Here is a 19,757-nt window from a genome sequence, read left to right as displayed (position 1 = left end):
GCAACAGCTGCTTCTCGTTCTACTTCACTTACCCTTAGAGCGTTTTTAATCGGATGCTGACGGCATTTTTGTGCGCATCGAGTTGTTCGGCGCTGGCCATCAGTTCAACCGTTTTGGCGAGATCTTTAAACCCTTGTGGGGAAAGTTCTTGCACGGTCATACGTTTGGAAAAATCCGCCAAGCCTAGGCTTGAGCTGGTGCGTGAATAGCCATAAGTTGGCAGCACGTGGTTGGTGCCGCTGGCGTAATCCCCCATGCTTTCAGGCGAATAGGCGCCGAGAAAAATGGAACCTGCGTTATCCAGCAATGGCAACAGGCTGCGCGCGTTTTGAATTTGCACAATCAAGTGTTCAGGTGCGTAAGTGTTGCTGATGTCAACGCATTGAGCGAGATCGCTTGCGATAATGGTGCGGCTGTGTTCAAGCGCTTTGCGTGCTGTTTCTGCACGGGGTAGTTTCGAGAGCTGGCTTTCCAGCGCTAAATCCACCTCAAGGGCTAAACTTTCACTTGGGGTGATAAGCATCACTTGCGAATCCGCGCCGTGCTCGGCCTGCGAGAGGAGATCAGAGGCGACAAAATCAGGATCGGCCATTTCATCGGCGATAACTAACACTTCTGAGGGGCCTGCTTGCATATCAATGGCCGCACCACCTGGCATTTGGCTTACTTGGCGCTTGGCTTCGGTGACATAAGCATTGCCTGGGCCGAAGATTTTATCCACCTTAGCAACACTTTCAGTGCCAAAGGCCATCGCGACAATCGCTTGTGCACCGCCGACAGAGTAGACGGTTTCAATGCCGCACAGTTTGGCGCAATAGAGGATTTCATCGGCAATCGGTGGAGGAGAGCAAAGTACAATTTTGTGACAGCCTGCAATTTTGGCTGGGATTGCCAGCATCAACACCGTTGAAAAGAGCGGTGCGCTGCCGCCTGGAATATACAGCCCCACGCGGTTGATTGGGCGGGTGAGCACCTGACAACGCACGCCAGCTTGCGTTTCTATATCCACAGCAGGCGTGGTTTGTGCTTGGTGGAAGGTGCGAATATTATCATAGGCATTTTGGATCGCCGCTTTCAGTTCCACATCCACGCGTTCGCAGGCAGCGTCGATTTGTGCTTGGTTGACCACAACGGAGTCAATCAGCTCTTTGTCGAATTTTTCTGTCAGTGAAATGAGTGCTTTGTCGCCTTGCTCGCGCACCAGCGACATAATGGTGCTGACCGCACTTTGAATATTATTTGACGCTGATAGGGCTGGACGAACAAGTGCTTGTTGCTGTTCATTTTTAGTCAGCTCATTCCATTTTAATACTTGCATGTTTTACTCCATCATTTTTTCAATTGGTAACACAAGGATTGAGCTTGCGCCAATTTTCTTTAATTGTTCCATGGTTTCCCAGAATAAGGTTTCTTGGCTGACCATATGCAACGCAACGCGTTCTTCATCGTGGGCAAGGGGGATAATAGTTGGGTTTTCCACCCCAGGCAGCAGTGCCACCACCTCTTCTAAGCGTGCTTTTGGTGCGTGCAGCATAATGTATTTGGATTCACGCGCTTGAATCACGCCTTGCATACGAGTCAAGAGTTTATCAATCAGCGCCTGTTTTTCAGGTTCTAATTCGCCGTCGCGTTGAATGAGACACGCTTTGGAGCGGTAAATTACTTCTACCTCGCGTAATCCGTTGGCCTCGAGGGTTGCGCCAGTGGAAACTAAATCACAAATAGCGTCAGCAAGGCCCGCGCGTGGCGCCACTTCCACTGAGCCATTAAGCAAGCAGCTTTTAAATGAAATATTTTGCTCTGCCATAAAGCGCTTGAGCAGTTGTGGGTAAGAGGTGGCAATGCGCATATTATTCAGCGATTGCGCGCCATTGTATTGAGCATCTTGTGGTACAGCGAGCGACAAGCGACAGCCACCAAAATCCAAGCGCCGCAGCATTTGATATTTCACATCTTCACCTGCGCTTAAGCGGGTAAGCTCTTCTTCTTCCAGCACATTTTCGCCGATAATCCCAAGATCTACCACGCCATCAAATACAAGGCCAGGAATATCATCATCGCGCACGCGCAAGATGTCGATAGGCATATTTTCCGCATAAGCAATCAGGCGCTGCTCGTTGAGATTGATTTTTACCCCACAGCGTTTTAATAATTCTTGGGAATCGCGACTCAAGCGACCTGATTTTTGCATAGCAATGCGTAAGCGTTTTTTTTCTGACATAGTGTTATATCCTTTTTCTTTTCATTGAAAATTGGCAAAAATAAACCCCTCGAAAGGCCTTCCGAGGGGTTAGTTTGACTGTGTCGTACATCACTCGGAAGTTATCTTCCAAGCAACACCAAGCGCCTGAAAGACTAATCAGGGAAATGATGGTGATGATGAGTGGTACGAACAAAATTCATGTAATAGCTCCTGTGTAATGGCAATAACATACTGAAATTTGCACGCTTATGCAAGCATTGTTTGCATTATTTTTTATGGCTTAAAAATAATTAAACCGCACTTTTACTTTTCCGCACCAAAAATGTGAGAAAGCTCTCAAATTTCAACATTGGTGTGCTTGTTTGCGAAAATCTGATTGTTCGCGATTTTCCTTTTCGATAAAATTCACTGATCAGATTTTTTCAGGGGGTGGACATGCTGGCAACATTACAAGATATTTTAGACACAGTGAAAGCGGAGAATTTGACAACACAGCAAAAGTTGATGTGTTTAGGCAATATTGCTGAACGTTTATTCGATCCTCGTGAGTTGTTGGGATACACCGATGAAGAGTGGCAACACATTGAAAATCAGATGATTTGTGATCTCAATGAGGGCTATGCCATTTACCGTCCGCGTTATATTTTGCCAGATTATTCGGTGTACATTAAAAAAGGCTGTGAATTTTTAGAATTGCCAGTGCCGCAAACGCTCGATGACGTGCTTGATGGCTTGCTGATTTTATATGCGAATGTGCCGTCGATTACCACCTATCCTGTTTACATCGGGCGCTTAGATGTGTTGCTCGATCCATTCGTTACTGATGAAAAAACGGATTTCATCAAAATTAAACGCTTTTTAAATCATATTGATAAAACCATTCCTGATTCTTTTTGCCACGCGAATATCGGACCATACGATACCCGTGCGGGGCGTTTGATCTTGCAAGCGGTGATTGAGCTTGAAAACACCACGCCGAATATGTCCATTCGCTATGACAAAACGAAAACCAGTCGTGAATTTGCCGAATTGGCAGCGAAAGCCTGTTTGCTTGTGTCTAAACCGTCGTTTGCCAATGATGCGTATTATATTGACGATCTGGGTGAGCAGTATGGCATTGCCAGTTGTTATAATGCGCTGCCAGAGTGTGGTGGGGCATATACCTTAACCCGCCTGCGTTTGGGTACCATCGCTCGTGCATGCGAAAGTGTCGATCAGATGGTCAACGATCTGCTCCCTAGGGTAGCGAAAATGGCACTGTCTACTATGGACAAACGCCACCGCTTTTTGGTGGAAGAAGCAAACTTTTTCAACACCTCGTTTTTGGCGAAAGAAGGCTTTATCGCGCGGGAAAACTTCACTAGCATGATCGCCATTGTGGGGTTAGCGGACGCCACCAATCATTTGTTAGCCAAAGAGGGACTCAATGAAACCTTTGGGCAAAGTACGCGCGGTGATGAAATTGCCACTCAAATTATGCAAAAACTTGATGAAGTGAACCAAGCGCACCGTGGGCTTTATGTTGAGCGCACCAATAACCATTATTTACTGCATGCACAAGTGGGGGCAAGCTGCCACGAAGAAGACAAAGCTAATACGCCTGCACACCGTATTAAAGTGGGGCAAGAGCCAACATTGCTGGCGCATTTAAAACAATCTGCACCGTTTCATCAATATTTCCCATCAGGCACGGGCGATCTGTTTGCCTTTGACCAAACTTATGTTGATCACCTCGATGCGGTAGTCGATATTATTGATGGTGCTTTTGCGCTGAACTATCGTTACATCACCACCTATTTGAAAAATACTGATTTAATCCGTGTAACGGGCTATTTGGTGAAGAAAAGTGAAGTGGAACGGTTTAGAAAAGGCGAGGCGGTGCTGCGTGACACAACGTGGTATGGCTCAGGCACAGACGAATGTGCAGATGTATTTGATCGTCAATTACGCGACGAGCAGGATGTGAGTGCAGCGTGATAGTGCAGGAAAAGGCAAAGTGCGGTCAAGGGAGGGCTCTTGATGAGATTTATTTGCCGCTGCACCGCATTATTCCGTTTTCAAATGTAGAAGGGCAAGGTAATCGCACAAGTGTTTTTTTGCAAGGCTGCAAGCTCAATTGCCTTTATTGCCATAATCCTGAAACCATTGCCCGCCATAGTGATAGTGCGCGAGAGGTGAGTTTGCAGTATTTACTTGATGAAGTGAAAAATGCCATGCCATTTATTCGTGGGGTGACCTTTTCAGGCGGTGAGCCAACCATTCATCATCGTAAATTGGTGCCGTTATTTCAGGCGGTGCATGAATTAGGGCTAACATGTTACCTTGATACGTCAGGCTTTTTTGATTTTGAGGCAATGCGTGAGTTGGTTGCACTTACAGACAAATTTTTATTTGACATTAAAGGCAATGGTTTGGGCTTGCAGCAGCTGTGTTTTGATCGACAAAATCGTGCAGGCAAAGTGCGGTCAAACCCAATGGCAGGTGTGCGAGCGCACATCAAACTTGATAATTTGGCGCGCAATATGCACAATCTCACGCGTTTGTTGCCGATGGGCAAAATTGAAGAAGTGCGGTTGGTGGCGATAAACGGCTTTTTTGATGCACACGCCTTGGTGCAAGACCTTGGAGCCATATTAAAGCGCTACCCCGAGGTGTTGCTAAAAATTATTCGCGTGCATGCCAAGGGCGCGCGCGACGCTGATGGACTGACGTCGTTCATCCCGAGTACGCAGGAGATTGACGCACTGGCACAACAAGCCAAAGCGTGCGGGGTGGCAAAGGTGGTGACGATTTATTAAACGCGGAATGACTGAAAAAACCGCACTTGCACGTTTGTGGCGAGCTAAGTTTGATTTTGATCGCGTTTTTGGATTTTTTATAAAGATTTTTCGGTAATAATAAGTCATATTTCAACAACATTTCTTTTCTACTTTAGAGGTAATTTATGAACTCGCTAATGAGTATTATTGGTATCGTGGTACTGATCGCCATTGCGGTGATCTTTTCCAACAATCGTCGTGCAATTAATTTGCGCACAGTAATTGGCGCATTTTTAATCCAATTTTGTATCGGTGCATTAGTGCTGTATGTGCCACCGGGTCGTCAAGCCTTGTTAGCGGCTTCTGAAGCCGTCAATAAAGTGATTAGCTACGGCAATGATGGGATTAATTTCCTTTTCGGTGGCTTGGTGAGTGACAAAATGTTTGAAGTGTTTGGCGGCGGTGGCTTTGTGTTTGCACTGCGCGTGTTGCCAACCATCGTATTCTTCGCTTCCCTCATTTCGGTGTTGTACTATTTGGGTATTATGCAAGTGGTTATTCGTTTGATTGGTGGATTTTTACAAAAAGTATTAAAAACCTCTAAAACGGAATCAATGTCGGCGGCCGCGAACATTTTCGTGGGGCAAACCGAAGCACCATTGTTGGTGCGTCCATATTTAGCCACAATGACGGAATCTGAGCTGTTTGCCATCATGTGTGGTGGTGTGGCCTCTATCGCGGGGGCGGTTATGATTGGTTATGCACAAATGGGTGTGCCATTGCCATACTTAATCGCTGCGTCATTTATGGCTGCACCAGGTGGCTTGCTGTTTGCTAAAATTCTCTACCCACAAACAGAACATGTGGATGACTCATTGGAGGTGTCTGATGAGTCAGACAAACCTGCTAACGTGCTGGATGCCGCTGCGATGGGTGCATCATCAGGTATGCAATTGGCACTTAACATCGGTGCGATGTTGCTGGCGTTTATCGCCTTGATCGCAATGCTTAACGGCATCATTGGTGGTGTGGGCGGCTGGTTTGGCTACGGCGACTTGAACTTGCAAACTATTTTAGGTTGGATCTTCCGCCCGCTTGCATGGGTGATCGGTGTGCCTTGGGAACAATCTGAAGTGGCGGGTGCGATGATCGGTCAAAAATTGGTAATTAACGAATTTGTCGCTTATGTTGACTTTGCCCGCTATCTCGGTGAAAACGCACCAATGGTGTTAGATGAAAAAACCAAAGCCATTATTACCTTTGCGTTGTGTGGTTTCGCTAACTTCAGCTCTATTGCGATTTTGATCGGTGGCCTAGGTACTATGGCACCAAATCGTCGCAGCGACATCGCGCGCTTAGGTATCCGCGCGGTTATCGCAGGATCATTGTCTAACTTGATGAGTGCAACCATTGCTGGCCTTTTCATTGGCTTGACAGGCGCAGTTGTACTCGGTTAATTTACCTTTCACACCACGGCTTGCCCGTGGTGTCCTTTTTTCAAAAAACAATAATAAAAAAGCGAGGCTTTTATGTCGAATTTGCAATCTCTTGAATATGCCGCTCAATGGGCATTGTCATTGATGGATTTAACCAGTTTGAATGACGACGACACCGACGCGACCATCACCGCACTTTGCCATCAGGCAAATACACCAAAAGGTGCGCCTGCGGCTGTGTGTGTATATCCACAATTTGTCCCATTGGCCAAACAGACCCTTTTACAACTTGGCCTTGAGCATGTAAAAGTGGCAACCGTCACCAACTTCCCCCATGGCAATAGTGATGTTGCGCAAGCGGTTGCAGAAACAGCCAATGCCGTGCAAGCGGGGGCTGATGAAGTGGATGTTGTTTTTCCTTACCGCACTTTAATGGCGGGGGATGAAAAGTGCGGTTTTGTGTTGGTACAAGAGTGCAAAAAAGTGTGCGCTGATGCAGGCGTTAAATTGAAAGTTATCATTGAAACAGGGGAACTAAAAACACCTGAATTGATTAAAAAAGCCTCAGAAATTGCCATTCGTGCGGGTGCGGATTTTATCAAAACCTCCACAGGTAAAGTGAGCGTGAATGCGACGCCAGAGGCGGCAAAAGTGATGCTTAATACCATCAAAGAGATGGGTGTTGAGGACAGAGTGGGCTTTAAAGCCGCGGGTGGCGTGCGCACAAGTGAAGATGCGCAGCACTACTTACAGCTGGCGGCGGATATTTTAGGCGAGAAATGGCTGGACGCTTCACATTTCCGCTTTGGTGCATCAGGGCTATTGACAGCGCTGTTGCGAACTTTAGGCGTCGATTCGTTGTCTAAATCCGATAACTCATACTAATAGACAACGTCACTTGCGTTGTACTACGCTAGGAGAAAAATAATGAAAAGAGCATTTATCTTAATGATGGATTCCTTTGGAATCGGCGCGGCTGACGATGCTGAAAAATTCGGTGACGCAGGCGCGAACACATTGGGTCATATTGCACAACTTTGTGCCGAAGGTAAGGCGGACAATGAGCATCGCCAAGGGCCATTGAATTTGCCAAACCTAACCAAACTTGGTCTTGCGCTGGCGGCAAAAGAATCTGCTGGTAGCGTGCCTGCAGGCATGGATGCAAACAGCGAGATCATCGGTGGTTATGCTTACGCTAAAGAGATTTCTTCGGGCAAAGACACCCCATCAGGTCACTGGGAAATTGCGGGTGTGCCAGTGTTGTTTGAATGGGGCTATTTTAAAGATCACAAAAACAGCTTCCCGCAAGAGCTCTTGGATCGCATTGTTGAAAAATCGGGCATTCCAGGTTATTTGGGTAACTGTCACTCATCAGGCACCGTGATTTTAGATGAGCTTGGCGAAGAGCATATGAAAACAGGCAAACCGATTTTCTACACCTCGGCCGATTCTGTGTTCCAAATTGCCTGCCATGAAGAAACCTATGGTTTAGAAAAACTCTACGAATTGTGCCACATCGTGCGTGAAGAGCTGGAAGGCTATAACATTGGCCGTGTGATTGCGCGCCCATTTGTAGGCGATCGTGCAGGTAACTTCCAACGCACAGGTAACCGCCACGACTATTCGATTGAGCCACCTTCAGCCACTGTGTTGCAAAAGTTGGTAGACGAAAAAGGTGGCGATGTGGTGTCTATTGGTAAAATTGCAGACATCTATGCCCACACAGGGATTACCCGCAAAATCAAAGCCACTGGCATTGAAGAAATTTTCGATAAAACCGTGGCAGAAATCAAAGCCGCAGGGGATAACACCATCGTATTCCCTAACTTCGTGAACTTCGATTCAGACTATGGACACCGTCGTAACGTGGCAGGCTATGCACAAGCGCTTGAATACTTCGACTCACGCTTGCCAGAAGTGCTGAAACTGATTGAAGAGGGTGATTTGTTAATTATCACCGCTGACCATGGCTGTGACCCAACATGGCATGGCACCGATCATACCCGTGAGCATATACCTGTGTTGATGTACGGCAGCGATGTACCGCGCGAGTTTTTAGGCAAACGTGATACCTTCGCCGACATCGGGCAAACGTTAGCCAACTATTTTGACTTAAGCCCAATGGATTACGGCAAAACCATTATTGATTTTAAACAAGAAAAATAAGGATAGATTATGGCAACTCCACACATTAACGCTAAAGATGGCGCATTCGCAGACGTCGTATTAATGCCTGGCGACCCACTGCGCGCCAAATACATCGCAGAAACATTCTTAGAAAACCCAGAGCAAGTCACTAATGTGCGCAATATGCTCGGTTTCACAGGCACCTACAAAGGTCGCAAAGTGTCTGTCATGGGACACGGCATGGGCATTCCATCTTGCTCGATTTACGCCACTGAATTGGTGAAAGACTACGGCGTGAAAAAAATCATTCGTGTTGGTTCTTGCGGCGCGGTGAAGGAAGACGTGAAATTGCGTGACGTGGTGATCGGCATGGGGGCTTGCACTGACTCCAAAGTTAACCGCATCCGTTTTAAAGACAACGACTTTGCTGCGATTGCGGATTATTCTTTGGTGGAAAGTGCGGTACAGGCAGCACGCGCGCGCGGTGTGAACGTGCGTGTGGGCAACTTGTTCTCCGCCGACTTGTTCTATACCCCAGATGCTGAAATGTTTGACTATATGGAAAAATACGGCATTTTAGGGGTTGAAATGGAAGCCGCTGGCATCTACGGCGTGGCGGCTGAATACGGTGCAAAAGCCTTGACCATCTGCACCGTGTCTGACCACATTCGTACAGGCGAGCAAACCAGCGCCGAAGAGCGTCAATTAACCTTCAATGAAATGATTGAAATTGCGCTTGATGCGGTATTGTTAAACGACAAAGCCTAATGGCGCACAACCGACAAAGGCAGCCACGGCTGCCTTTTTCTTTGGGCTTTAACCGCACTTTTGGTATACTGTCGCGAATGTGAAAAAACCAAAGTGCGGTCAAGGATAGGAAATGAATTTTATCGGGAAAATTTTAGGTTTTATTTTGGGCTACCGTTATGGTGGCTTTTTCGGCGCGATTTTTGGTGTCATTTTGGGGCACATGGCGGACAAAAAACTCTATGAAATGGGGTCGGTCAGTTCAAGTATTTTTAGTCGCAAGTTAACGCGCCAGCAGTTATTTTTGCAAACCACTTTTGCAGTGATGGGGCACTTGAGTAAAGCGAAGGGGCGGGTGACGGAAGAAGATATCCAAATGGCGCAATCGCTGATGAGCCGCCTGAATCTAGATGCGAATGGGCGCAAAATGGCGCAAGAGGCGTTTAATCAAGGCAAACAGAGTGATTTTCCTGTACGCCAAGTGATCCGAGAGTTTCGCCAAAGCTGTGGGCAACGACCTGATTTGCTGCGGATGTTTTTGGACATTCAGATTCAAACCGCACTTTTAGATGGGCAAATTGAAACTGCCGAGCGCGAATTGCTGTTTGTTATCGCCCAAGAGTTAGGCTTAAGTCAGCTACAATTTGAACAAATGATGGCGATGATTTTTGCTGCGCAAAATTTTACCAGTGGTGGCTATCAGCAGCGTAGTCAAAGCCAAGGAGATTATGAGTATCAAGGGCAACGCGGTGGCTATACCAGCCAAAGCAGCCTACATTCCGCTTATCAAGTGTTAGGCGTGAGTGAAAATGATGATAAAACCACCGTCAAGCGTGCGTACCGCAAATTGATGAATGAATATCACCCCGATAAACTGGTGGCAAAAGGGCTGCCGCCTGAAATGATGGAAATTGCCAAAGAGAAGGCGCAAAAAATTCAAGCGGCATACGATATGATCTGCAAAGCCAATGGGTGGAAATAATGCCTTTGCGCGCGTGTCATTTATTACCCGCACTGTTGTGCGGGTTTATTTTGTGTCTGCTTATTTGGTCGGGCAGCGCACCCTACTCACGCGCAGTGTGGTATGCTGAAGCGATTCCGATTATTGCTGTGTTTGCTTTGTTAGTACTCACTTATGCTAAGTTTCAATTTAGCCAAACGGCCTATGTGTTGATGAGTGCTTGGCTGATTATGCACACTATTGGCGCACATTATACCTTTGAGCGAGTGCCGTTTGCGTGGGGCAGTGAATTGCTCAGCCCTTGGCTGGGGGAAGGACGCAACCATTTTGACCGTGTGGCGCATTTTGCGATTGGTTTGTATGCTTATCCTGTTGCGGAGCTACTACTGCGTAAGCGTGCATGCCACCGCACTTTAGCTATACTATTTGGGCTGTTTTTTATCATGAGCTTAGCGGCAAGCTATGAGCTGATTGAATGGCAGTATGCTGTGATCGCAGGTGGTGATGAAGGTGTGGCATTTTTAGGCAGCCAAGGGGACGAGTGGGACGCGCAAAAAGATATACTGGCTGACACACTTGGCGCACTGACCGCACTTTGCCTTTTTTGTGTGCAACACCGCAATGACTAATATTATTCTTGCTCCGATGCAAGGGGTGCTCGATCCGTTGATGCGAGAGTTGCTCACGCGCGTGAATGACTACGATTTATGCGTGTCGGAATTTGTACGAGTAGTTGACCAACGTTTGCCTGAAAAAGTGTTTTATCGCCTCTGCCCAGAGCTGTTGAACCAAGGACGCACAAAAGCGGGCACGCCCGTGAGGGTGCAATTGTTAGGACAATCACCCGATGTGTTGGCTGAAAACGCGGCACTGGCTATTGCGCTGGGCTCTCATGGTATTGATCTCAACTGCGGCTGCCCATCAAAAACGGTCAATGGCAGCTGTGGTGGCGCCAGTTTGCTCAAAGATCCAGAACTGATTTATCGCGCTACGCACGCACTACGTCAAGCAGCAGGTTCGGCGGTGGTGAGTGTGAAAGTGCGGTTAGGCTGGGCAAGCAGTGCGGAAGCTTTTGAGATTGCTGATGCTGTAGTGCAAGGTGGCGCAGATGAAATCGCCGTGCACGGGCGCACTAAGCTTGATGGCTATCGCGCGGAAAAAATTGACTGGGGAAAAATTGCTGAACTGGTGCAACGTTTACCCATTTCTGTGTTCGCCAATGGGGAGATTTGGAACGAGCAAGATGCAAAACGCTGTGCTCAGGTGACGCAGTGTTCAGGCTTGATGGTAGCACGCGGTGCATTAAGTTTGCCCAACTTATCGCGCGTAGTTAAACAGCAGGCTAACGCGATGACGTGGAGTGAGGTAGTGGCGCTGCTGTTGGAATACCTTGCGTTGGACGACGAACAGCAACGCGTGCTGTATCATATTGCGCGCATCAAGCAGTGGTTGCGTTTTTTAATGGTGCAATATGATGATGCGCATACACTGTTTGAGCGTATCAAACCGATTATGGATCGTACCGCACTTTGCGGTGCAGTAGCAGACTATGCCAAGGAGTATATTGATGGCACGATTTGATTGGGTCTTTTTTGACGCAGATGAAACGCTATTCTCATTTGATTCTTTCCGCGGGCTGCAACTGCTGCTGGCCGATTACGGTGTGGGATTTAATGCGCAGGATTTTGCGCAATACCAACAGCTCAATAAGCCACTCTGGGCGCAATATAATCAAGGGCAAATCACCGCCGCGCAGTTGCAAACTACGCGCTTTGCTGAGCTGGCTGCTAAATTGCGCGTCAGTGCCGAGGCGCTAAACCATCAATTTTTGCTTAAAATGGCGGAAATTTGCCAGCCGTTGCCTGGCGTTGTTGAGATGCTGGAGTGCTTGCGCGCCCACGATGTGAAACTTGGGATCATCACGAATGGTTTTACAGCATTGCAGCAGTTGCGCCTAGAACGCACGGGCTTAGCGCACCATTTTGCCTTTGTGGCGATTTCTGAACAAGTTGGGGTGGCAAAACCGCATAAGGGCATTTTTGATTATGCGCTGACACAAGCGGGCGTGCGTGATAAAAGTGCGGTTTTGATGGTGGGTGATAGCCTTGAAACGGATATTCAAGGTGCGATGAACGCAGGTCTGTCGTGTTGTTGGTTCAACCCCAAAGCGGTTCAAAATGAGGTATATCCGTTGACATTTGAGATTCGCGCGATGGATGAATTGGTGTCGATTGTGATGGACAAAAGTGCGGTTTGACCGCACTTTTTATCGAATGGTTAGATGCCATCTTCTTCGTCATCAGGGCGACTTTGTTTTTTCTTAGCTAATTCCTCGCTGAGTTTAACGATGCCGCGAGTGCCGCTTTCCACCGCCAAATCCACCAATTCTGGGAAGGATAAAGCGTCTTTTTCCATTGCACATTCAATGATCATTTGCAAGTTAGCCCCAGCAACCACCTCAACGGTGTTTAAACTGTGCGCGATAGTCGAGGCGGTGCGAAATGGTGTACCCCCTAAAATATCGCAGCAAAATAACACGCCATCATCACGTCCCATTTCATCAAGTGCAGTTTCAATTTCCTCTCTTAACTCCGCAGGGCTTTTGCTTTCGGTAAAATTCAAAAAAGCCACATTATCTTGTGGGCCAATAACTTGCTGCATTGCAGCCTGCAAGCCAGATCCAAATTGCCCGTGACCAAGCACAATCATACTAATCATGTTTGACTCCTGTAAACATCATCGGCTGGAAGCCCAGCCGATATTATCATTATAATACGCCTAAGAAACGTCCACCGATACCTAAAATCACTGTGAGAATAATTAAGCGTAGTGGCGACCAGCCACGTTTGACAAGGTAGTACATGAGCAAGGTGTACACCAATGGGAAGAATGCCGGCATCAGTTTGTCGATCACATCCTCTTGCACTTTTACTACCGCGTCCCCGGCGGTAATTTCAAGGGTCGTGTTAAAGCGGATGTAGGTTGCAACCAATGCACCAATTACGGTCATCCCTACCATAGAGGCGGCGTGACCCACTTTTTTGGTGTTAGCTTTGATAACTGGAATGGCAGCAACCCCCATGCGGTAAGAGTAGTGCGCCAAACCAAAACGCAAGGCAAAGTGTACAATGTTGAACACCACAAAGAAGAAAATGGCACCCATAATTGAGCCTTGCAATGCCAAACTTGCGCCAATACCACCACAAATTGGCAATAAGGTGAGCCAGAACATCGCATCCCCAATTCCACCAAGTGGCGCACCCACGGCGATTTTGGTCGATTGAATGGCATTCACATCTTGTTTTGAACGCTCCATTGCCAAAGCAATCCCCATAACAAAAGTCACCAAGAAGGGGTGTGTGTTGAAAAAGCCTAAGTGGCCTTTCATGGCACGGCTTAAGTCATTTTTGTTGGTATGGATTTTTTTCAACGCAGGAGAAAGACCATAAAGCCAACCAGCTGCCTGCATACGTTCATAGTTGAAAGACGCTTGCAACAACAGTGAACGCCATGCCATCACGTTAATATCATGTTTTGTCAGTTCAGCACCAATGGTTTGATCTTCATAGAAATTGTCATTTTGCAGTGCTTGTTGCTCGGTTGTTTTAGATTCCATCTTCAAACTCCTCTTTTTTCACAACAACAGGTTTTTCTGTGCCTTTGCGTGCATAGTCAATTAACGCCATAGCAGTGGCTGCGGTAGCAATCGCCAAGATGGGTAGTTTCAACCAGGCAGCTGCAACAAAACCTAAAATAAAATACGGAATATAGACATTTTTCATCATGATCTTCATTAGCACAGCAAATCCGATAGCTGGCATGATGCCACCAGCAACACCGAGACCATCGATCACTTGTTTTGGCAACATTTCGATGATTTTACCAGCATGATCGGCGCCGAAATAGACGGGTAAGAAAGCACAGAAGAAATAGAAAGTCCCCAACACCGCTAAGCCTAAGTAGTTAACCCAGTCAATGCCGCGCAAATTAGCCTCTTCTGCCATTTGGTCACAGCGAGACATCACTGCAGACATCACAGAGAACAGGAAAGTGATCCCCATTTGTACCGCGATGGCAAATGGTACGGCCACCCCTACGGCGACTTTCGGGTCGGTTTTTGTGGTGATAGAAAAGGCGGTGCCAACCACGGTACCGATGATCACATTTGGTGGTTGAGCGCCAGCCAATGGAGCTAAGCCCATCCATACTAACTCAAGAGTACCGCCAACAAGGATACCTGTTTGCAAATCGCCTAGCACCAAGCCGACAATCGGCCCAAGTACAACAGGGCGGTGAAAGTGGGTTAAGCCGTTATACAGGTCAAGCCCTGCAAAAAACGCCACTATACCGAGTATAATGGACTGCAGTAAACTAATTTCCATTCTATGCCCCCTTATTTATTGAGTAATTTGAACAGATCGTGAGATTCTTCTGTTGGTACGCCTTGCACATAGCATTCCACGCCGAGTGTTTTCAGTTTTTCAAACGCTTGAATGTCTTCTTGATCAACAGAAACCGTTTTATGGATTTGTTTTTTGCCTTCAGTGAAGTGCATATTGCCGACATTGATGCGCGTGATTGGCACTCCGCCTTCTACAAGTTTTAAAAAATCGGCAGGCTTTTTGCACACTAAAAGAATTTTTTGGCGATCAGCTGCTTTATGAATGTTATCGATCACTTTTTGCAGTGGCCAAAAACGTACAGCAATACCATCGGCAAGCACCATTTCCATTAAGTTTTGCTGCATTTCATCTTCCGCAACTTCATCATTTGCAACCAAGACTAAATTTGCGCCAGCAAAGCCAACCCACTGCACACCCACTTGGCCGTGGATCAATCTTTCATCAATACGACTTAGTACAATATTTGGCATATTTTTCTCCTTAGCATATAGCCTATGGGGGCTAACCCAAACGGTTTACTTACATCGTTGCGATTAAAAATGTGGTAACAATATTATGTAAACGTTTTCTATATGCGTAAAGCAACAAAGATGTGAAACAAGAGCTAGTTCACAAAATTTGTTTTTGGGATTAAACAATAAGAAAAGTGCGGTTTAGTTTTTCTCAGTGATAAAACTGGTGAGTTCGGCGTGGCGAGCAAGTAATTGCTGCCATTTGACACTGTCGATATGAAGGGCGAGCAAAAAGTTACCGTGCTCATCAATTTGCTCATGGGTGATGGCATTTTGTTGATAAAGCACGTGGCGCAGCTTGCCAGCGTGTACGGGCAAGGTTAATGATAGCGTGAGCATGGTATTTTTCAGCCACTGCGTCATTGCATCGACTAATAAGTCTAGCCCTAATCCCATCTGGGCCGAGATATACACCGCGCTTGGTCGACCTTGATCATCGTAGTCGATATGCGGCGTAACATTTTCGCATTGATCAATCTTGTTATACACCAATAGCTGTGGCACATCTTGTGCGCCAATTTCATCGAGCACGCCACACACTGCCTCAATATTTTCTTCACGGCGTTCATCACTGGCATCCAACACATGTAAGAGCAATGTGGCTTCGGTGGTTTCTTGTAAGGTCGATTTAAAGGCTTCCACCAAATCGTGTGGTAGGTGGCGGATAAAGCCCACCGTGTCAGCCAAAATCGTGGTGCCCACTTGCTCAAGCTCAAGTCGGCGCAATGTGGGGTCAAGGGTTGCGAACAATTGATCGGCGGCGTACACATCAGCGCGGGTGAGCGCATTAAATAAAGTGGATTTACCTGCATTGGTGTAGCCCACGATGGATACGGTTGGGATTTCTGCTTTTTGGCGTGTGCGACGATTTAAATGCCGTTGTGCGCTGACTTTAGCGAGCTTCGCTTGCAGTTGGCTTAACCGCACTTTGATTAGACGACGGTCGGTTTCCAGCTGGGTTTCACCTGGGCCACGTAACCCAACCCCCCCTTTTTGCCGCTCAAGGTGCGTCCAGCCGCGTACAAGACGGGTGGAAATATGTTTGAGTTGGGCGAGTTCCACCTGTAGTTTACCTTCGTGGGAGCGTGCACGCAGGGCAAAAATATCTAAAATTAAGGTTGTGCGGTCAATCACGCGGCAATCGCAGAGTTTTTCTAAATTGCGATTTTGTGCCGCACTAAGCACATGGTTGACTAACACCAAATCGGCACCGTGCGTTTTTACCGCTGCAGCAATTTCTTCCGCTTTGCCTAGACCGACAAAATATTTGGCTTGTGGCGTTGCGCGGCTTGTGGTGAGCACCTCCAGCACATCAACGCCAGCAGAATTTGCTAGCAGGCGGCACTCTTCAATGTTTTCAACATCTTTTTGCTGCGAAAAAAACACATGCACGAGAATGGCTTTCTCGTGTTCATGTACGCCTTTAGCCGCACTGACGGTAATATCAAAGGCGGTGTTAGCCTTTTGCGCCACTTCAGGCATTCAGCACAATGGCCTTAGCTGTTTTCAATGCTTTCGCTGCTGGCCACTGGGCTGGCATTACCACTGTGGTGTGAAATTGCACGAGCGGGCACAACGGTTGAGATCGCGTGTTTATACACCATTTGGCTAACCGTGTTTTTCAACAAAATCACGAACTGATCAAATGACTCAATTTGCCCTTGCAACTTGATGCCATTGACGAGATAAATTGAAACAGGAATGCGCTCACGACGTAGCGAGTTCAAATAAGGATCTTGTAAGGATTGTCCTTTTGCCATAATGAATTCCTTAATTGTTATAGGTTAGTTTCAAAAATAACATAATTATGTGAGAAATAAAGAAAACAAGTCTCCGCGCTCAATATAGCAATTTTCTTGACAAAAGTCATCAGGAAAGCGAAGGGAAATTATCACTTTGTGTTATTTTTTGCAAAACGCGATTTTTATTTTGTTCACCTTGCAGGCTGTCTAGCCAAGTGAGCGGGTGTTTCCAACCGCGCAGCCAAGTCATTTGCCGCTTAGCGAGCTGGCGCGTGGCGCAAATGCCACGATAACGCATTTCTTCCCAGTCATAATCACCGCGCAGATAGGCCCACATTTGACGATAGCCCACACAGCGCATAGAAGGGAGATCAAGGTGCAAATCACCGCGTGCATAGAGCGAGCGCACTTCTTGCTCAAAGCCGTGAGAGAGCATCATATCAAAGCGCTGCTCAATGCGCTGGTGCAAAATCTCGCGCTCCGCGGGCGCAATAGCAAACTGCACAATGTGATAGGGCAAATCATCGTCGAGCGTTTGCGACAGTTCTGTTAAGCTCTTGCCTGAAATATAATACACCTCCAATGCACGGTTGATCCGCTGTGGATCATTGGGGTGAATGCGTGCGGCGGAAATGGGATCAATTTTGGCTAATTCTTGGTGCAGATGCGCCCAGCCCTTTGCCTGCGCAACACGTTCGATTTCCAACCGCACTTTGCTATCGGCAGCGGGCAGTGGTGATAATCCTTCCAGCAAAGCGCGAAAATAAAGCATCGTGCCGCCCACCAGCAACGGGATTTTGCCTTGCGCGCAAATCTCTGCCATTTCACGCAGGGCATCAGCGCGAAAATCCGCGGCTGAGTAGCTTTCCGATGGGTCTTTAATATCAATTAAACGGTGTGGGGCAAGGGCTAGTTCTGCAGCACTCGGCTTTGCTGTGCCAATGTCCATGCCACGATAAATCAACGCGGAATCGACACTGATCAGCTCACAAGGCAACTGTTTACGCAGCTCAATGGCTAAGTTGGTTTTGCCCGAGGCGGTCGGCCCCATTAAAAAAATCGCAAGAGGCTTATTCATGTGCGCCTCGATAATGGCTTAAATCTAACGGCATTAAAAGTGCGGTCAAGGCCTTGTCGTCATAACGTTCAATCGTGATTAATGCTTGGCTGGCGTCTGCTAAGGAGGCCGTGTTGTGAGCAATGGGGCGACACAGCGCATCAATCATAGCCACTAAACTGTTGTGTTGCGTGGACAGCGCACTGAGCACACAGGCTTGCAAGTTTTGCTGGCGCAGCTGTCGCGGTACGGCAGCAAAGGTCAGGCGGTGTTGCGCGCCTTGTGAGTACACACTCACCTCAAATCCTAGCGTATGAAACCATTCTGCTTGTGCTTGCCAATGGGCAAATTGCTGAGCGTCTAACTTAAGTGCGAGGGGAATCAGCAAGGCGTGTTTATCCACGTTTTGGCGCAGCTCAAGAGACAGTGCGCACTGCGCTAATTTTTGAGCCTGACAGACAAAAATGTGCTGTTGGCGTTGCAGTAAAATTAACTGGCTGTCAGTGAGCAGTGTCAACAAGCGCAGATGGCGGCTGGGCGGTTGTTCGACCGCACTTTGTGTTTCCAGTGAAGTGGCTAGCGCATTTTGTTGTTTGCCCGAGGTACAAACAGGCGTGCTGGCGTAATGTTCTTGTGGCTCGTGTGCACTGTCTGTTGCCAGCAGCTGGCGATAGCTCTCACGCCACGCTTTTGGCACACTGGGCTTATTGGGGGTGTAAGGCGTGCCGAGATGGCGCGAAGCAAAACTATTTTCACCCGCAGCCGCGCGATTAGGCGTGTGGCTTGGTGTATCCAATGGCAGTTGTTCTGCTTGGCTGAGCGCGTCTTTAACCCCTTGATAAATAAAATCATGCACTAAGCGCGCTTGATGAAACCGCACTTCGTGTTTGGCGGGGTGTACATTCACATCCACCAAACTCGGATCGAGATCCAAAAACAGCACAAAAGCGGGGTAGAGCTGAGTGTCGAGCTGTTCGCCGTAGGCTTGGCGAATGGCGTGCAAAAGGGTTTTATCACGCATCATGCGACCGTTGACATAGCTGTAATTGAGATCATTTTGATGGCGTAAAAATTGCGTGTCTGCCACCCAGCCATAAAGGTGTAAGCCGTCATGTTGCCAGTTAATTTCTAGCGCGTGCTGCACAAAATCCGCACCGCAAATTTGGCTGAGGCGTTTGCGTTTTTGGGCGTCGGTTTGCGCTTTGGGGTATTGCCGCACCACTTTGCCGTTGTGGGTTAGCGTAAAGGCGGTGGTGTTTTTCACTAACGCAATGCGTCGGATAACTTCATCAATATGACTAAATTCGGTTTTCTCGGTGCGCATAAATTTGCGCCGTGCGGGCGTGTTGTAAAACAGTGTTGCCACCTCCACCGTGCTGCCGACAGGGTGCGCGGCGGGCTTGAGGGTGGCGAGCATATCGCGCCCTTCCACATACACTTGCCATGCGGCATTTTGCTCGGCGGTGCGTGAGGTGAGTGTCAGGCGCGACACTGAACTGATGCTTGCCAGCGCCTCGCCCCGAAAGCCAAAACTTAAAATATGTTCAAGATCATCAAGGTCGCTGATTTTGCTGGTGGCGTGGCGCGCGAGCGCAAGGGCTAACTCATCTTTGGCGATGCCCACGCCATTATCGCGCACCCGAATTAATTGCGCGCCGCCGCGTTCAATGTCGATAACAATCTCACTTGCGCCAGCATCAAGGCTATTTTCCACCAGCTCTTTCACCACAGACGCAGGGCGCTCCACCACTTCGCCTGCGGCGATTTGGTTGGTCAATTGTGGTGGCAGGATTTGAATCGGCATCTTATT

The 19,757-nt window shown here is 47.7% G+C and carries 20 protein-coding genes and 1 other annotated feature; of the genes, 10 read left to right on the top strand and 10 right to left on the bottom strand.

Annotated features, from left to right (window positions below; translation table 11 throughout):
- Positions 1-34: 34 nt before the first annotated feature.
- Entirely contained in the window at positions 35-1,318 is a 1,284-nt protein-coding gene (gene hisD, locus HPC38_RS03490; RefSeq protein ID WP_208119887.1) for a histidinol dehydrogenase, read from the bottom strand.
- 3 nt (positions 1,319-1,321) lie between these two features.
- Entirely contained in the window at positions 1,322-2,221 is a 900-nt protein-coding gene (gene hisG, locus HPC38_RS03485) for an ATP phosphoribosyltransferase (protein ID WP_208119886.1), read from the bottom strand.
- Positions 2,222-2,258: 37 nt separating this feature from the next.
- Positions 2,259-2,380: a sequence feature (His leader region), on the bottom strand.
- Positions 2,381-2,638: 258 nt separating this feature from the next.
- On the opposite strand from hisG, the gene HPC38_RS03480 reads away from it, so the two are divergent.
- The 10 genes from HPC38_RS03480 (at position 2,639) to yjjG (ending at position 12,490) form a co-directional block, all read left to right on the top strand.
- The gene (locus HPC38_RS03480; protein WP_208119885.1) at positions 2,639-4,180 is read left to right on the top strand and encodes a YjjI family glycine radical enzyme; all 1,542 of its coding nucleotides are present in this window, start codon (positions 2,639-2,641) and stop codon (positions 4,178-4,180) included.
- A 2-nt stretch (positions 4,181-4,182) separates the two neighbouring features.
- A complete protein-coding gene (locus HPC38_RS03475) occupies positions 4,183-5,001 on the top strand; it encodes a 4Fe-4S cluster-binding domain-containing protein (protein WP_208120064.1) in 819 nt (272 codons plus the stop codon).
- A 146-nt stretch (positions 5,002-5,147) separates the two neighbouring features.
- On the top strand, positions 5,148-6,419 hold the full coding sequence (locus HPC38_RS03470; protein ID WP_208119884.1) for a NupC/NupG family nucleoside CNT transporter: 1,272 nt from the start codon (positions 5,148-5,150) through the stop codon (positions 6,417-6,419).
- Between the two features lie 72 nt (positions 6,420-6,491).
- Positions 6,492-7,283, top strand: coding sequence for a deoxyribose-phosphate aldolase (deoC, locus tag HPC38_RS03465; RefSeq protein WP_208119883.1), 792 nt, complete (start codon positions 6,492-6,494; stop codon positions 7,281-7,283).
- 42 nt (positions 7,284-7,325) lie between these two features.
- Positions 7,326-8,564 carry a phosphopentomutase gene (gene deoB, locus HPC38_RS03460; RefSeq protein WP_208119882.1) on the top strand — a complete coding sequence of 413 codons (1,239 nt, stop codon included), beginning with the start codon at positions 7,326-7,328 and terminating at the stop codon, positions 8,562-8,564.
- Positions 8,565-8,573: 9 nt separating this feature from the next.
- Entirely contained in the window at positions 8,574-9,293 is a 720-nt protein-coding gene (gene deoD, locus HPC38_RS03455; RefSeq protein ID WP_208119881.1) for a purine-nucleoside phosphorylase, read from the top strand.
- Between the two features lie 112 nt (positions 9,294-9,405).
- Positions 9,406-10,254 carry a co-chaperone DjlA gene (gene djlA / locus HPC38_RS03450; protein ID WP_208119880.1) on the top strand — a complete coding sequence of 283 codons (849 nt, stop codon included), beginning with the start codon at positions 9,406-9,408 and terminating at the stop codon, positions 10,252-10,254.
- On the top strand, positions 10,254-10,862 hold the full coding sequence (locus HPC38_RS03445) for a DUF2238 domain-containing protein (RefSeq protein WP_208119879.1): 609 nt from the start codon (positions 10,254-10,256) through the stop codon (positions 10,860-10,862). Before djlA ends, HPC38_RS03445 begins: the two co-directional genes overlap by 1 nt.
- Positions 10,855-11,814 (top strand): tRNA dihydrouridine(16) synthase DusC, encoded by a 960-nt coding sequence (gene dusC, locus HPC38_RS03440; RefSeq protein WP_208119878.1) that lies wholly within the window; start codon positions 10,855-10,857, stop codon positions 11,812-11,814. Before HPC38_RS03445 ends, dusC begins: the two co-directional genes overlap by 8 nt.
- A complete protein-coding gene (yjjG, locus tag HPC38_RS03435; protein ID WP_208119877.1) occupies positions 11,801-12,490 on the top strand; it encodes a pyrimidine 5'-nucleotidase in 690 nt (229 codons plus the stop codon). Before dusC ends, yjjG begins: the two co-directional genes overlap by 14 nt.
- 20 nt (positions 12,491-12,510) lie before the next feature.
- Here yjjG and agaF read toward each other — a convergent pair whose 3' ends face one another.
- The 8 genes from agaF to mutL form a co-directional block, all read right to left on the bottom strand.
- Entirely contained in the window at positions 12,511-12,951 is a 441-nt protein-coding gene (gene agaF, locus HPC38_RS03430) for a PTS galactosamine/N-acetylgalactosamine transporter subunit IIA (protein WP_208119876.1), read from the bottom strand.
- Positions 12,952-13,000: 49 nt separating this feature from the next.
- Positions 13,001-13,849: a PTS N-acetylgalactosamine transporter subunit IID gene (gene agaE / locus HPC38_RS03425; RefSeq protein ID WP_208119875.1), complete on the bottom strand. Its 849-nt coding sequence runs from the start codon at positions 13,847-13,849 to the stop codon at positions 13,001-13,003.
- The gene (gene agaW, locus HPC38_RS03420) at positions 13,839-14,615 is read right to left on the bottom strand and encodes a PTS N-acetylgalactosamine transporter subunit IIC (protein WP_208119874.1); all 777 of its coding nucleotides are present in this window, start codon (positions 14,613-14,615) and stop codon (positions 13,839-13,841) included. Before agaW ends, agaE begins: the two co-directional genes overlap by 11 nt.
- Positions 14,616-14,626: 11 nt before the next feature.
- Entirely contained in the window at positions 14,627-15,106 is a 480-nt protein-coding gene (agaV, locus tag HPC38_RS03415; RefSeq protein WP_208119873.1) for a PTS N-acetylgalactosamine transporter subunit IIB, read from the bottom strand.
- A 183-nt stretch (positions 15,107-15,289) separates the two neighbouring features.
- Positions 15,290-16,630, bottom strand: coding sequence for a ribosome rescue GTPase HflX (gene hflX, locus HPC38_RS03410; protein WP_208119872.1), 1,341 nt, complete (start codon positions 16,628-16,630; stop codon positions 15,290-15,292).
- A gap of 14 nt (positions 16,631-16,644) precedes the next feature.
- On the bottom strand, positions 16,645-16,908 hold the full coding sequence (gene hfq, locus HPC38_RS03405; protein WP_208119871.1) for an RNA chaperone Hfq: 264 nt from the start codon (positions 16,906-16,908) through the stop codon (positions 16,645-16,647).
- 109 nt (positions 16,909-17,017) lie between these two features.
- Positions 17,018-17,968: a tRNA (adenosine(37)-N6)-dimethylallyltransferase MiaA gene (gene miaA, locus HPC38_RS03400; protein ID WP_208119870.1), complete on the bottom strand. Its 951-nt coding sequence runs from the start codon at positions 17,966-17,968 to the stop codon at positions 17,018-17,020.
- On the bottom strand, positions 17,961-19,751 hold the full coding sequence (gene mutL, locus HPC38_RS03395; RefSeq protein ID WP_208119869.1) for a DNA mismatch repair endonuclease MutL: 1,791 nt from the start codon (positions 19,749-19,751) through the stop codon (positions 17,961-17,963). The genes miaA and mutL overlap by 8 nt, the downstream gene beginning before the upstream one ends.
- Between the last annotated feature and the right edge of the window lie 6 nt (positions 19,752-19,757).

The organism is Spirabiliibacterium pneumoniae (assembly GCF_014884995.1).
GTDB lineage: Bacteria > Pseudomonadota > Gammaproteobacteria > Enterobacterales > Pasteurellaceae > Spirabiliibacterium > Spirabiliibacterium pneumoniae.
This window is presented reverse-complemented; position numbering and strand designations above follow the sequence as displayed.

What these genes read in the sequence shown, in the direction of transcription:
- agaV (WP_208119873.1), bottom strand. Translation starts at nt 15,106, where the DNA reads ATGCCAAATATTGTACTAAGTCGTATTGATGAAAGATTGATCCACGGC.
- mutL (WP_208119869.1), bottom strand. Translation starts at nt 19,751, where the DNA reads ATGCCGATTCAAATCCTGCCACCACAATTGACCAACCAAATCGCCGCA.
- hflX (WP_208119872.1), bottom strand. Translation starts at nt 16,630, where the DNA reads ATGCCTGAAGTGGCGCAAAAGGCTAACACCGCCTTTGATATTACCGTC.
- HPC38_RS03445 (WP_208119879.1), top strand. Translation starts at nt 10,254, where the DNA reads ATGCCTTTGCGCGCGTGTCATTTATTACCCGCACTGTTGTGCGGGTTT.
- hisG (WP_208119886.1), bottom strand. Translation starts at nt 2,221, where the DNA reads ATGTCAGAAAAAAAACGCTTACGCATTGCTATGCAAAAATCAGGTCGC.
- yjjG (WP_208119877.1), top strand. Translation starts at nt 11,801, where the DNA reads ATGGCACGATTTGATTGGGTCTTTTTTGACGCAGATGAAACGCTATTC.
- djlA (WP_208119880.1), top strand. Translation starts at nt 9,406, where the DNA reads ATGAATTTTATCGGGAAAATTTTAGGTTTTATTTTGGGCTACCGTTAT.
- miaA (WP_208119870.1), bottom strand. Translation starts at nt 17,968, where the DNA reads ATGAATAAGCCTCTTGCGATTTTTTTAATGGGGCCGACCGCCTCGGGC.
- deoB (WP_208119882.1), top strand. Translation starts at nt 7,326, where the DNA reads ATGAAAAGAGCATTTATCTTAATGATGGATTCCTTTGGAATCGGCGCG.
- deoC (WP_208119883.1), top strand. Translation starts at nt 6,492, where the DNA reads ATGTCGAATTTGCAATCTCTTGAATATGCCGCTCAATGGGCATTGTCA.
- HPC38_RS03470 (WP_208119884.1), top strand. Translation starts at nt 5,148, where the DNA reads ATGAACTCGCTAATGAGTATTATTGGTATCGTGGTACTGATCGCCATT.
- agaW (WP_208119874.1), bottom strand. Translation starts at nt 14,615, where the DNA reads ATGGAAATTAGTTTACTGCAGTCCATTATACTCGGTATAGTGGCGTTT.
- hfq (WP_208119871.1), bottom strand. Translation starts at nt 16,908, where the DNA reads ATGGCAAAAGGACAATCCTTACAAGATCCTTATTTGAACTCGCTACGT.
- dusC (WP_208119878.1), top strand. Translation starts at nt 10,855, where the DNA reads ATGACTAATATTATTCTTGCTCCGATGCAAGGGGTGCTCGATCCGTTG.
- agaF (WP_208119876.1), bottom strand. Translation starts at nt 12,951, where the DNA reads ATGATTAGTATGATTGTGCTTGGTCACGGGCAATTTGGATCTGGCTTG.
- deoD (WP_208119881.1), top strand. Translation starts at nt 8,574, where the DNA reads ATGGCAACTCCACACATTAACGCTAAAGATGGCGCATTCGCAGACGTC.
- agaE (WP_208119875.1), bottom strand. Translation starts at nt 13,849, where the DNA reads ATGGAATCTAAAACAACCGAGCAACAAGCACTGCAAAATGACAATTTC.
- HPC38_RS03480 (WP_208119885.1), top strand. Translation starts at nt 2,639, where the DNA reads ATGCTGGCAACATTACAAGATATTTTAGACACAGTGAAAGCGGAGAAT.
- hisD (WP_208119887.1), bottom strand. Translation starts at nt 1,318, where the DNA reads ATGCAAGTATTAAAATGGAATGAGCTGACTAAAAATGAACAGCAACAA.